Origin of the sequence: uncultured Roseovarius sp. (assembly GCF_913054395.1) — a bacterium.
Lineage (GTDB): Bacteria > Pseudomonadota > Alphaproteobacteria > Rhodobacterales > Rhodobacteraceae > Roseovarius.
On sequence record NZ_CAJXIP010000104.1, the window covers coordinates 1 to 12,328 of the forward strand.

At 61.9% G+C, this 12,328-nt stretch carries 15 protein-coding genes; 2 read left to right on the forward strand and 13 right to left on the reverse strand.

The window, feature by feature from the left end:
* The coding region (locus QZ522_RS13595; RefSeq protein ID WP_294612530.1) for a YcjX family protein at window positions 1–1,281 on the reverse strand (1,281 nt) is incomplete at its 3' end.
* 207 nt (window positions 1,282–1,488) lie between these two features.
* Between QZ522_RS13595 and QZ522_RS13600 the strand changes: the two genes are divergently transcribed.
* A complete protein-coding gene (locus tag QZ522_RS13600; protein WP_294612532.1) occupies window positions 1,489–2,109 on the forward strand; it encodes a thiamine phosphate synthase in 621 nt (206 codons plus the stop codon).
* A gap of 7 nt (window positions 2,110–2,116) precedes the next feature.
* Here QZ522_RS13600 and QZ522_RS13605 read toward each other — a convergent pair whose 3' ends face one another.
* The 3 genes from QZ522_RS13605 to QZ522_RS13615 form a co-directional block, all read right to left on the reverse strand.
* Window positions 2,117–2,950 (reverse strand): lysophospholipid acyltransferase family protein, encoded by an 834-nt coding sequence (locus tag QZ522_RS13605; protein WP_294612535.1) that lies wholly within the window; start codon window positions 2,948–2,950, stop codon window positions 2,117–2,119.
* The gene (locus tag QZ522_RS13610) at window positions 2,947–3,714 is read right to left on the reverse strand and encodes a GNAT family N-acyltransferase (protein WP_294612538.1); all 768 of its coding nucleotides are present in this window, start codon (window positions 3,712–3,714) and stop codon (window positions 2,947–2,949) included. The genes QZ522_RS13605 and QZ522_RS13610 overlap by 4 nt, the downstream gene beginning before the upstream one ends.
* Before the next feature lie 120 nt (window positions 3,715–3,834).
* Window positions 3,835–4,017: a DUF3553 domain-containing protein gene (locus QZ522_RS13615; RefSeq protein ID WP_294612541.1), complete on the reverse strand. Its 183-nt coding sequence runs from the start codon at window positions 4,015–4,017 to the stop codon at window positions 3,835–3,837.
* 26 nt (window positions 4,018–4,043) lie between these two features.
* Here QZ522_RS13615 and QZ522_RS13620 point away from each other — a divergent pair, with 26 nt between their 5' ends.
* Complete coding sequence (locus QZ522_RS13620) at window positions 4,044–4,643, forward strand: histidine phosphotransferase family protein (protein WP_294612544.1); 600 nt, start codon at window positions 4,044–4,046, stop codon at window positions 4,641–4,643.
* Here QZ522_RS13620 and QZ522_RS13625 read toward each other — a convergent pair.
* From QZ522_RS13625 to QZ522_RS13665, 9 genes are all read right to left on the reverse strand, one after another.
* Window positions 4,640–5,905 carry a glutamate-5-semialdehyde dehydrogenase gene (locus tag QZ522_RS13625; RefSeq protein ID WP_294612547.1) on the reverse strand — a complete coding sequence of 422 codons (1,266 nt, stop codon included), beginning with the start codon at window positions 5,903–5,905 and terminating at the stop codon, window positions 4,640–4,642. The two genes, QZ522_RS13620 and QZ522_RS13625, sit on opposite strands and share 4 nt — an antisense overlap.
* Window positions 5,906–5,953: 48 nt before the next feature.
* Window positions 5,954–7,060 (reverse strand): glutamate 5-kinase, encoded by a 1,107-nt coding sequence (gene proB / locus QZ522_RS13630; RefSeq protein ID WP_294612549.1) that lies wholly within the window; start codon window positions 7,058–7,060, stop codon window positions 5,954–5,956.
* Complete coding sequence (gene obgE, locus QZ522_RS13635) at window positions 7,048–8,088, reverse strand: GTPase ObgE (protein WP_294612552.1); 1,041 nt, start codon at window positions 8,086–8,088, stop codon at window positions 7,048–7,050. Before obgE ends, proB begins: the two co-directional genes overlap by 13 nt.
* A gap of 31 nt (window positions 8,089–8,119) precedes the next feature.
* A complete protein-coding gene (locus QZ522_RS13640; protein WP_294612555.1) occupies window positions 8,120–8,659 on the reverse strand; it encodes a GNAT family protein in 540 nt (179 codons plus the stop codon).
* Window positions 8,656–9,261: a LysE family translocator gene (locus QZ522_RS13645; protein WP_294612557.1), complete on the reverse strand. Its 606-nt coding sequence runs from the start codon at window positions 9,259–9,261 to the stop codon at window positions 8,656–8,658. The genes QZ522_RS13640 and QZ522_RS13645 overlap by 4 nt, the downstream gene beginning before the upstream one ends.
* 81 nt (window positions 9,262–9,342) lie before the next feature.
* A complete protein-coding gene (gene rpmA / locus QZ522_RS13650; RefSeq protein ID WP_294612560.1) occupies window positions 9,343–9,612 on the reverse strand; it encodes a 50S ribosomal protein L27 in 270 nt (89 codons plus the stop codon).
* Window positions 9,613–9,623: 11 nt separating this feature from the next.
* Window positions 9,624–10,274 (reverse strand): 50S ribosomal protein L21, encoded by a 651-nt coding sequence (locus QZ522_RS13655; RefSeq protein ID WP_294612563.1) that lies wholly within the window; start codon window positions 10,272–10,274, stop codon window positions 9,624–9,626.
* 199 nt (window positions 10,275–10,473) lie between these two features.
* The gene (locus QZ522_RS13660) at window positions 10,474–11,295 is read right to left on the reverse strand and encodes a DUF2059 domain-containing protein (protein WP_294612567.1); all 822 of its coding nucleotides are present in this window, start codon (window positions 11,293–11,295) and stop codon (window positions 10,474–10,476) included.
* 17 nt (window positions 11,296–11,312) lie between these two features.
* Complete coding sequence (locus QZ522_RS13665) at window positions 11,313–12,158, reverse strand: DUF2059 domain-containing protein (RefSeq protein WP_294612569.1); 846 nt, start codon at window positions 12,156–12,158, stop codon at window positions 11,313–11,315.
* Window positions 12,159–12,328: the final 170 nt, after the last annotated feature.

Genomic DNA, 12,328 nt, shown 5'->3' on the forward strand with positions numbered 1-12,328 from the left:
GCCCGACCGCGCCGCCGACAAAAGTGCACCGGGGTCCTGCGGCAAGGCGCCGGGATATAGCACCGCCTGTTTGCCCGTATCCAAAAGCCGGCCGCGCGCGCAATCAAGGCTGCGCCCGCCGTGGTCAATCTGTTCCTCGACCGTGGCGCGCAGGGCGGCGATCGCCATCGACTGGGTGTCGGCCCCGGCAAAATCGGCCCGGTCGCGCGCTTCGCGCATCAGCGCCGCCATGATCGCCGTCAACTCTGGGTGCTGGCTGTGATGCAGGTGATCGGCCTTGGTCGCCGCAAACAGAATTTTCTCGACCCGCCTGCCCATCAAAAGCCGGGTAAGAAAGGCATTCCGGCCGGGCCGGAACGCGCCCAGGATGTCGGCCATCGCGCGGCGCATGTCATCGACCGCGGGCGGGCCCTTGTGGATGGCATCAAGGGCATCGACAAGCACCACCTGCCGGTCGATCCGTGAAAAGTGATCGCGAAAGAACGGGCGCACGACCTCGCGCTTGTAGGCCTCGTACCGGCGCGCCATTTCTGCGCGCAGGCTGGCGCGGGGGCCATCCGGCCCCGCAGGCAAGGGCGCGAAGGTCACCACTGGCGAACCGGCAAGATCGCCCGGCAACAAGAAGCGCCCCGGCGTGCAGTCATAAAACCCTGCATCACGCGCGGCATGCAGATAGGCGGTAAAGCCCTGCGCCAGCGCCTGTGCCTCGGGTTCTTGCAGGGGGGCGTTGGCATCAAGCCCGCCAAGTGCCGCCAGAAATGTCGCCGCCTCTGGTCGCTTTTCGATCCGCGCCAGAACCTCGGCCGACCAGGTGGCATAGGATTTATCCAACAGCGCCAGATCCAGCAGCCACTCGCCCGGATAATCGACGATATCAAGATGCACGGTGCGCGGCCCGCTCACCCCCGCCAAAAGCCCGGTCGGGCGGACCCGTAATGACAGGCGCAACTCGGACACCGCGCGCGTGCTTTCGGGCCAATGCGGCTCGGCGGCGGTCAGGGCGGCAAGGTGGTGCTCGAAATCAAAGCGCGGCAGGGTGTCATCGGGCTGTGGCTGAAGGAAGGCCGCCGCGATGCGCCCTTCGGAGGCGGCCAAGAGGCCCGGCATCCGCGCGCGATCCATCAGATTGGCGACCAGAGAGGTGATGAAAACCGTCTTGCCCGCCCGCGCCAGCCCCGTGACCCCGACACGCAAGACCGGTTCGAACAAGGCGCCCGACAGTCGGTCGCCCAATCCCTCGATACTGCGGGTCAGACCCTCTGCCAGTTGCGTAATCGCCAAACACCTGCCCTCTTGCTCTGGTTCTTCGAAAGATAGCCGCGCCGCGCGCCACTTGCTAGGGGCTCACGTACCGGATTTCCCCGCAAACCGTTGCGGTCTGGGCATCGCAAAGGAGATTGAGTATTTTCGGAATGGTGAAAGCCAATCCCGGTGATAGCCAAAGCGATTTATCCGCGCTATACGGGCGGAAATTTGAGGAGCCCCGAAATGGCCGAAACCGAGCAGCCACAAATCTATCTGATCACGCCCCCCGAGTTCGAGCTGAGCCGCTTTCCTGACAGGCTGGCGCGTGTGCTGGATTCCCAAGAGGTGGCCTGCGTGCGCCTTGCCTTGGCCAGCCGCGATGAAGACCGTATCGCGCGCGCCGCCGATGCCTGTCGCGAAGTGACCCATGCGCGCGACATCGCGCTGGTGATCGACACCCATGTGATGATGGTGGAACGGCTGGGGCTTGACGGGGTGCACCTGATTGACGGTGCACGCACGGTGCGGTTCGCACGCAAAGAACTGGGCGATGATGCCATCATCGGAAGCTATTGCGGAACCTCGCGCCATGACGGGATAAGTGCCGGCGAAGCAGGCGCTGATTATATCAGTTTCGGCCCGGTCGGCGCCTCGTCGCTTGGCGATGGCAGCCGCGCCGGGGAAGACCTTTTTGATTGGTGGTCGCAAATGATCGAACTGCCGGTCGTGGCCGAGGGCGCGCTTGACGAGATCACGGTGGCGCAGCTGGCGCCGATCACAGACTTTTTCGCCTTTGGCGAGGAAATCTGGCAGCAGGACGATCCGGTGGCAGCCCTTGCCAGGCTTGTTGCAGCGATGAGGTGATCTGGCGTTATCTGCTTTGCCGGTCCTTGGGCATGGCAGAGCGAACGACCTCTTCGACATAGGCTGCCAGCACCTTTCTGTTGTCAAATTCATCAACCTTTACAGGGTGATGATAGACAATCTTAACGCTATTATGCGGAGAGGCCGCCAGCACCTTCAGGGCATGCGCGGCAAAGGTCATATCGCCCCACCAGCCATAAAATCGCGGGTCCTGATCCGGCGGGGCGCGATAGATCACCGTGACCGGCTGAACATAGATGTCATGGCAGATGTTGTCGCTGAAGAACGCCTGAAAAAGCGTTGATTTGAAAGGTAAAATACGCATCCCATCGGTCGAGCTTCCTTCGGGAAAGAACAACAGGCGATGCCCGGCCAACAGCCGGTTTTCGAAGATTTCAGTCTGTGCACGGGCCTGTTTCGGGTCGCGGTTGATGAACACGGTGCCGGTGATCCGTGCCAAAAGCCCGATACCAGGCCAGGAGGCGACCTCGGACTTGGAAACAAAATACACCCGCTTTCGCGCGTTGAGAGCAAAAATATCAAGCCATGATGCATGGTTGGCGACCACGGCACCGGCATGGGTCATGGGGGTTCCTTCGATCTCGTGGCGCATACCAAGCACGACAAATGCCATGCGGCAAACCCATTGCGTGATATAGGGGGTCCACGGGCGGTGCAGCTTGTAAAGCGGTTGCTCGACCAGTCGGATCACGGCTGTAAGAGCCAGCCCTGACGACAAAATGACAAGCAGGAGCACACCGCGCAAGGCGGCCCGCACAAACCCCGCCGTCCCGGTGGTGAAATCCGGTGGGGGATCGAGTGATTTCCAGGTGAACGTCACCCCGCAACTCCCTTTAGGTAAATAGATTTCTTTTGGTCGCTAAGTCGCTCCGTATCCATCACAAGGCAGACATCCGTGGTGTTGAACTGATGGTCGATATAGGCCCCATCCCCGACATGCCCCCCCATGCGCAGATAGGCCTTGATCAGGGCGGGCACCTCCAGCATCGCGGCACGCCGATCAAGGGTGTCCGAAGGGAGCAGGTCCATGCTTTGGTAATGCTCGTCGCGTGCACGTACCCGGAGGGCTGGCGGCGCAAGATAACGATGGTGCAAAAGCGTCAGGGGCTGTGCCAGCCGGGCCAGATCCGTGCCGTGGAAGCTGGCAACACCGAACAGGATTTCTATTTTATGATCAATGATATATCTGGCCAAACCATTCCAGAGATGAAACATGCCGGGCCCGCCACGATAAGGTTTCGCAAGACAGGAGCGCCCCAACTCCAGAAGCCGCCGACCGCTCGCGCGCAGCGCTGAGAGATCATATTCATCCTCGGAATAGAACTGTCCTGCACGCAGGGCCTGATCGTTGCGCAGCACCCGGTACACCCCGACGACCGCGCCCTCGGCCGCATCATCGAGCAACAGAAGGTGGTCGAAATGGGCATCGAAGCGATCCACCTCAAGCCGCGCGTCATGATTCACCAGCGGACCATCTGCGCCGAGTTCTTCAACGAACACCTCATAGCGCAGGCGTTGCGCGGCCCGCAGGTCTTGCGGAGTCGCGGCAAGTTTGACGCGGAAGACTGGAAGACTACGTGTCATTTTGCTCTCGGGTTATGGGCCTGAGCCAGTTTTACGAAAGCCACGGCCCAATGACAACGCGTGTCAATTACGGCATCTGGCCCAATTGCTCTGCCAATGTTAACCGTTTTCTAATGATGATCAGTGATCAAAGACCAGAACAAGTTCGACCCGCGTACCGTCAATCACCACCTTGCCGACCTCACGAAAGTTAACAGTGATACGACCGCCGATATTCGATTGCACCTGGCCCGTCCCCCAATCCGGCCGCTCGGGGTGGCGCACAAACATCCCCGGTTCCAATATCGAGTTCATATCGCTCATGTCATAAACCGCCCCGGAGAATTCATATGTATAATCATAATCATCCCCTCGCCGCATTGATAGGCTCTCGTATCTGCCATGATCTGACAAGCCCGATCGGCGCGGTGACCAATGGGCTGGAACTGCTTGAACTTTCCGGCATGGGCGCCTCGCCCGAAATGACGCTGATCCTGGATAGCGCGGCGGATGCCAATGCGCGGATCCGGCTGTTTCGGTTGGCCTTTGGTACCGCGTCCGCCAGTCAGAGCCTGCGTGCCGAAGAGCTGCGCGACATTCTTTGCACGATCTATCGCAGCGGGCGGGTCACGCTTGCTCTGGATGTCTCGGCGCCCTTGCGCCTGCCGCTTGCTCAGATCTTGGTCTTAAGCCTTTTGTGCGCCGAACAAAGCATTCCATATGGCGGAACCCTGAGCGTCACGCAACATGATGACCGATTTACGGTAAGCGCCACGGGGGCGCGACTTCAGGTGAACGATGAACTCTGGAACAGCCTTGAAGCAATGGCACCCGCGCCCGAGGTGACCCCGGCGCAGGTGCAGTTTCTGCTTTTGCCAGAGCGGCTTGCCGCGCTTGGGCGTTCCTTGCAGATAGAGCGCGGCGAGACCGAGCTGCGCCTGACCTTTTAGGCCCGCGTCGCCCCGTCGCCGTCAACCAGATACTTGAAGCTGGTGAGTTGCGCCGCGCCCACGGGACCGCGTGCATGCATCTTGCCGGTGGCGATGCCGATTTCCGCGCCCATGCCGAACTCGCCGCCATCGGCGAATTGGGTCGAGGCATTGCGCATCAGGATCGCACTGTCGAGACGGGCAAAGAACCGGGCGGCGGCCGCATCATCCTCGGTCAGGATGCAATCGGTATGGTTTGAACCATAGCGCCGGATATGCGCGATCGCAGCGTCAAGATCATCCACCACCCTGGCGGCGATGATACAGTCAAGATATTCCCGGCCCCAGTCGTCTTCAGTGGCTGCGGCGGTGCCTTCGATGGCGCGCAGGGTCTCATCGGCACGCACCTCGACCCCGGCATCCAGAAGGGCGCGCACGACGCCCTGACCGATGGTGCCGACAATATCGCGATGGATCAAAAGACACTCGGCCGCGCCACAGATTCCGGTGCGCCGCGTCTTGGCGTTCACCACCACGCGAAGCGCCTTTTCCGGGTCGGCATCCTTGTCGATATAGATATGCACGATGCCCTCGAGATGGGCAAAGACCGGCACGCGCGCCTCGCGTTGAACCAGTCCCACAAGGCCCTTGCCACCACGCGGCACGATCACATCCACCGTGTCGGTCATGGTCAGCAAGGCCTGCACCGCAGCCCGGTCGCGGGTCGGCACAAGCTGAATGGCGTCCTCGGGAAGTCCCGCAGTGCGCAACCCCGCCACGAGACAGGCGTGTATCGCCCCTGATGAGTGAAAGCTTTCGGACCCGCCGCGCAGGATCACGGCATTGCCGGATTTCAGACAAAGCGCCCCGGCGTCCGCCGTCACGTTCGGGCGGCTCTCATAGATCACCCCGATCACCCCCAGCGGGGTGCGCACACGGCGGATATGAATGCCCGTGGGCTGATCCCATTCGGCCAGGACCTCGCCCACCGGATCATCCTGAGCGGCCACGGCGCGCAGGCCCTCGACGATGCCTTTGATGCGGCTCTCGTCCAGCGCAAGGCGATCCATCATCGCCTCGCTCAGCCCCTTGTCGCGGCCATAGGCCAGGTCCTTTTCGTTGGCGGCAAGAATATCGGCGCGTCCGTCCCAGACCGCATCGGCGGCGGCCTCAAGCGCGGCGCGCTTGGCGGCGGGGCTGGCCACGGCCAATTCGGCAGCGGCGACCTTGGCGCGCGCGCCGATATCCGCCATCAGCGCGGCAATATCGGGGGTCTCTGTCATGTCACACTCTCCTCTTGCGAGCCTCGCAAATTCTGTCTCTGGCGTCGATCAGAATGCCATGTCGTCGCGATGCATCAAGGGACCGCGCGCCGGATATCCCAGCACCGCCTCGATCTGATCCGAGCGCAATCCGCTGATTTTCAGCGCGTCCGCGCCATCATAGCGCGTCAACCCCTGCCCCAGCGTGCGTCCGGCCTCATCGACAACCTCGACCGGGTCACCGCGACCGAACTTGCCGCTCACCGCGGTGACACCGGCGGGCAAAAGGCTGCTGCCGGACTGAAGCGCGCGGGCGGCGCCTGCATCGACAACGACGCGCCCCTTGGGCTTCATCGCGGCAATCCAGGCCTTGCGCTTTTGCTGCGGGTCGCCCTGGGCCAGAAACCATGTGGCCGCCGCGCCCTGCTCGAGCGCCTCAATGGGATGCAAAACCGCGCCCTGGGTGATTGCCATGTCACACCCGCCCGCCGTGGCGGTCTTGGCCGCCAAAAGCTTGGTCTTCATGCCGCCCTTGGACAGCCCCGACCCGGCGTCGCCCGCCATCGCCTCGATCTCGGGGGTGATCGCCTCGATCACGTCGAACCGCGTCGCGCTCGGGTCTTGCCCGGGATTGGCGGTATAGAAACCATCGACATCCGACAGCAGGATCAACTGATCCGCGCCCGCCGTCACCGCCACCTGCGCCGCCATGCGATCATTGTCACCATAGCGGATTTCATCGGTCGCGACGGTGTCATTCTCATTGACGATCGGTACCGCACCAAGGCGCAAAAGCTGTTCCAGCGTTGCACGCGAATTGAGGTAACGGCGTCGGTCGGCGCTATCCTCAAGCGTGACGAGCACCTGCGCGGAGGTGATACCATGCGCGCCGAGAACCGCGTCATAGGCGCCCGCCAGCCGGATTTGCCCCACGGCGGCGGCGGCCTGGCTTTGCTCAAGCGTCAACTCAGTGGCAGGCAGGCCCAGAACCCCGCGTCCAAGCGCGATAGAGCCCGACGAGACCAGAATGACATCGGTGCCGCGCGCGCGCAGGCGCACTACGTCCTCGGCCAAGGCCGCAAGCCAGTCGGCGCGCAGTTCACCCGTGGCGCGATCCACCAACAGGGCCGAGCCGATCTTGATGACAAGTCGCCTTGCTTTGCTTACGGTTGCCACGGCGCGGGTTCTTCTTCGGTAGTGATCTTGTGGCGCAGGCGGTCATCGTCGATCTGCGAGCGCAGGGCGCGCAGCACATCGACCACCCCTTCGCGCGACACGCCCGACATCATCATGACCGGCCCGCCAGAGGCCGCTTCAAGCGTGGCACAGGCTTCGGCGCGCTCGTCGTCATCCAGCGCGTCGATCTTGTTGAGCGCGGTCACCCGCGGCTTGTCGGCAAGGTCGCCGCCATAAAGCTCAAGCTCATTGATGATGGTGTGATAATCCTCGGCAATCGTGTCCGAGGTGCCGTCAATCAGGTGCAACAGGACCGCGCAGCGCTCGACGTGACCGAGAAACAGATCGCCAAGCCCCCTGCCCTCGGAGGCGCCACCGATCAGGCCGGGAATATCGGCAACAACGAATTCAACCTCATCAACGCCGACAACGCCAAGATTGGGGTGCAGCGTGGTAAAGGGATAATCGGCAATTTTGGGCCGCGCATTCGATGTCGCCGCCAGAAAGGTCGACTTGCCCGCATTAGGAAGCCCCAAAAGACCAACATCCGCAATCAGCTTGAGGCGAAGCCAAAGCGTGCGTTCGACCCCCTCCTGACCGGGATTGGCGCGGCGCGGGGCCTGGTTGACGCTGGTCTTGAAATGCAGGTTGCCAAAGCCGCCATTGCCGCCCTTGGCCAACAGAACCCGCTGACCGACCTCGGTCATGTCGGCGACAACGGTTTCCATGTCCTCGTCAAGGATTTCGGTGCCGACGGGCACGCGCAACACGATGTCATCACCGGTATATCCGGTGCGCTGACGGCCCATGCCGGGTTGTCCGTTCTTGGCAAAGAAATGCTGCTGATAGCGGAAATCAATCAGCGTGTTAAGACCGTCAACCGCCTCGGCCCAGACCGAGCCGCCATTGCCGCCGTCGCCGCCATCCGGCCCACCGTATTCGATGAACTTTTCGCGCCGGAAGCTGACGCAACCGCCACCGCCGCCGCCAGAGCGGATATAGACCTTTGCGAGATCAAGAAATTTCATGTGTCATCCTTTCGCAAAGGCCAATATGGCCTCAGTCCGCTTTTCTGCTATAGGTCCAGGTCGCCACCTTGGCGCCACGTGCGACGCAAAAGGTCTCGGCATCCCCAAGATACTGAAATCCGCAATTGGTCAAGACCCGCGCCGAGGCGGCGTTGTCCTGAAACACGCTGGCGAAGGTGATGCGCGCATTATGCGGATTGGCCGCCAGAAGCGCTTCGACCGCTGTCGAGGCGACGCCGGTATTCCAATAGGCGGGCGCCACCCAATAGCCGACTTCCGACTGATCGCGATCAAGCCGCACCAGGCTTATCAGGCCCATAAGTTCTGATCCGCCGACCTTGCTTGCGTCCATCGCCCAGAAATCCTCGATCCGGTCGTCAGCATGGGCGCGGGCAATGATCCCCTCGGTGGTACCGGGGGGCAAGGGATGCGGGATGCTGCTGGTATTCATCGCCACGCGGGCGTCGCTGGCATACATCTCGATCAGCCCGGCATCCGACGCCCGAAGCGGGCGCAGATCGAAGCGTTCGGTTTCGATCACCGGCTGGTTCACGATCATCTCAAGTTTCATGCGCGTCCTCCTCCAAAGAGCACGAAGAGAACCGAGGCAACGGTCAGTGCCGCCAGGGTCCACATAAGGTATTTCTCGGCCGGTGTTCCGGCAACGGTCTGGGCGATCCGGTCCCCTCCATAGGTCCAGATCGGATGAAGAATGGCCTGTAAGCCAAACAGACAAATGGCAATCCAGGCGGTTGCCTGCAAGGCCGGGGTGCCCGGTGTCACGAAATTGGTAAATCCCGTGACAATCATCGCCCAGGCCTTGGGATTGAGCGGATGCACGATCAGCCCGGCCAGAAAGCCCGGCGCCGTCTCGACCGACCTGGCACCGTCAAGGCGCAAATGCGCCACCTTCCAGGCCAGCCAGCAGATATAGGCCGCAGAGATCCATTTGAGCGCCGCGAAAATCCCCGGTGCCTGTGCCGCCAGCTCCATCAGGCCAAAGCCGATGGGCCAGATGATCAGCTGCTTGCCAAGCGCCACACCCGCGACGAACGGCAAGGCCGCGCGAAAGCCAAAGCGCGCACCGGTGGCCAGAAGCGCCATATTGGCCGGCCCCGGCGTGCCCACCTGGCTTGCGCCAAAGGCCAGAAAACTGATCACGGCAACACTCATCCCAGTTGCCTCCTGCACAAATGAAAAGGGACCGGCGGTATCGCCGATCCCCTTGATGTTTACAACAACCTTAAGGTCAGCTTATTCAGCGGCCTCCGCCACTGGCAGAACCGAAATAAAGGTGCGGCCCTTGAGGCCCTTGTGGAACTTTACAGCGCCTTCAACCTTGGCAAAGATCGTGTGATCCTTACCTTCGCCAACACCCTCACCCGGCCAGAACTTGTTACCGCGCTGACGCGCGATAATGTTGCCCGGAATGACAGCTTCGCCGCCATACTTTTTGACGCCAAGGCGACGGCCCGCAGAATCGCGACCGTTACGGGATGAACCGCCTGCTTTTTTATGTGCCATCTGGTCTCTCCTTAGCCTTTGATCAGTTCAGCGGCCTGAGCAATCCAGCCTTCACGCTCGATGCGACCCTTGAACGATAGTTTTTCGTCCATATCAGCAACGTCCGCATCCGTCCATGCCGCGATCTGGGCAAAGGTGGTCACGCCGTTTTCATGCAGCTTCTTCTCAAGCGCGGGGCCGACGCCCGACAGTTTCTTGAGGTCGTCACCACCGGCAGCCGCTTTCGCAGCAGGCTTGGCAGCGGCTTTGGGAGCTGCGGCTTTCTTGGCGGGCTTGGCAGCTGCGGCAACCGCAGTGGCCGACACCGACCCGGCACCGATAGCGGCCTTGACGCCGGACTTGTCCGCGCCTTTGGCCAGAATCTCGGTCACGCGCAGCAGCGTCAGTTGCTGACGGTGGCCACGGGTGCGCTGCGAGCCGTGCTTACGACGGCGCTTGACGAAATTGATGACCTTGTCACCCTTGACCTGATCAACGACCTCGGCCTGAACAGCAGCACCCTCGACAAGAGGCGCGCCGACAACAGGTGCGTCGCCGCCCAGCATCAGAATCTCGTTAAATTGTACTTTTTCACCGGCATCTGCTGCAAGCTTTTCAACACGAAGCAAGTCCCCTGAGGACACCTTGTATTGCTTGCCACCGGTCTTGAGGACCGCAAACATTGCATTTCCTTTTCCGTCTCCGCGCTCTGTGGTCCCCGAAACTCCGGGCGTTTCCGGCCTTGTGGCCACCTCGAACTGCGCGCCCCTGGGGCGTCATTCAACAACAAACCCGGCAAGATCATCCCGCCGGGTTGCGCGCTTATTCTGGAAAGCCGGGCAAAAGTCAAGCACCATCGCCCCTGTCTTTGCACGATACCGCCTATAAATCCTCGCCCAACATATGAATCGCGACAGCAAAGCCAAGCTTATAGGACAGATCCTCGTACATGCTATCATAGGCCGCGAAAAGCGCGCGATTAAGATCGCGTCCTGCCGGGCTTTGGTAAAGGGCGATATAAGCCTCAAGCTTGTCGCGCGCCAGCGGCTGATAGGCCATGACCAGAAACGAACGAAGCCAGGTCCCGGTCTGGGCGCGCATGTCCTCTTCCTGCGCCCAGATATCGGCGAGCATCTCCTCCTGCGGCAGATCAAGCGCGCCGCCATCGGCAAGCCCGGTGTAAAAGACCAGGTTGGCATTCAGCGCCCCGGTGACATTCCGCTCGATCAGGTCGCTGTCGTCGATGAAAACCTCCACACGCTCGACCAGGGCATCGCCATCCTTGGCCATCTGATCGTAAAGCGCTTGGGCCGCGGTCTCGATTTCCGGATCGAGCAGCGATTTGCGCGCCGCGAGTTCCAGCGCCACGATCTCGCGCCCCTGCCCCTCGAAGAACGCCACAAGCGGCGCTGGATCGACCCCGTCAAGCGCGGCGACAAACCCCTCTTTCACCTGAGCCCGCATGACCGCGCCATCATAGACCCCTGCAACGACCTCGCTCCAGCGGCCGCGCTCGCCCTCGGACAGCATTTCAAGGCCCACCTCGCCGCCATAGCGCATCCCCTCCTGGCGCATGATCTCGATCGTGTCGTCAAAACGCAGCGCCGTGATCAGCCGCTCCACATCCCCGGCACGATCTGCCATCGCCGGGCCGCTCATAAGCACCAGACCAAGCCAGAGCCCGGCAAGCGCGTGCGCCACCATGCCCCGTGCCGCCTTCCTCATAGCTCCTGACCGGGGTGCATATCGGCCATCCGCGCCGCCAGAACCTCGAAACGACCGGCCATGATCTCGTATTGCACAGCATTCATAAGCTCATAAACCCGCGCCATCAGCGGATCTTCGAGCGCCTCGACATAGGCACGAAGGTCGTCGGTGCCGAGGTCCTGATAGGTATAGGCCGCATTTGCCAACGCCGAGGCCCGCAGGGCCGCGCGCAAATCGTCCTCGCGCTCGGCCAGCATCGCGCGCAGCGTGCCCTCGTCAATCTGGGTATCAAGCACCCCGGCATAAGAGGCCGCCAGCAGGAAGCGAAGCTGAATTTCCTGTAGCGCGCGCACCCCCGCCCCGGCCCCGTCGACGGCGGCATTCATATCCTGCAAGACCGTGATGCGCGCCTCATCCGCCTCGGCCAGCAGGGCCTCGCCCTCGGCACGCTTGGCCGCGTCATCCTCGATCATGTGAGAGGCGTTCTCGACCTCGACAAGGCGCTGCCCCAGATCAGAGGCATAGAAATCCGCCGCATGGGACAGCATCTCGTCGCTCAGGGTCTGTGACAGGATGTCAATGCCGGTGTCGCGCATCCGGGCCGTGTCAAACACCTCGCCCGCCACCCGCGCCCAGTCATGGCCGAAATCGCTGGCCGTCAGGCCAAGCATCACGGGCGCATCGGCAGCGGCAAGCGCGATACTGTCAAGCGCCACGCCAAAGCCCGTCACTTCAAGGAAGGCCTCAAGCCGGTCCCGATCCGCCGCCCGCACCGGCAAAAGGCCGATCAGCACGATCAACGTACCAAGAAACACGATCCTCGCCAGGTGCCGCGTCTGGCGCATCGGGGTCACAAGCATTGCCTTGGTCCTTCTGTGGGGGCTGAAAATGCAACTGGCTACAACCTAGGCAAATTATCCCGACAAACAACGGAAAACCCCTTGCCCCCTCCGCCAAAGGCAATTAAACGCCCCTCACCAGACCCCCGCGGAGAGGTGCCGGAGTGGTCGAACGGGGCGGTCTCGAAAAC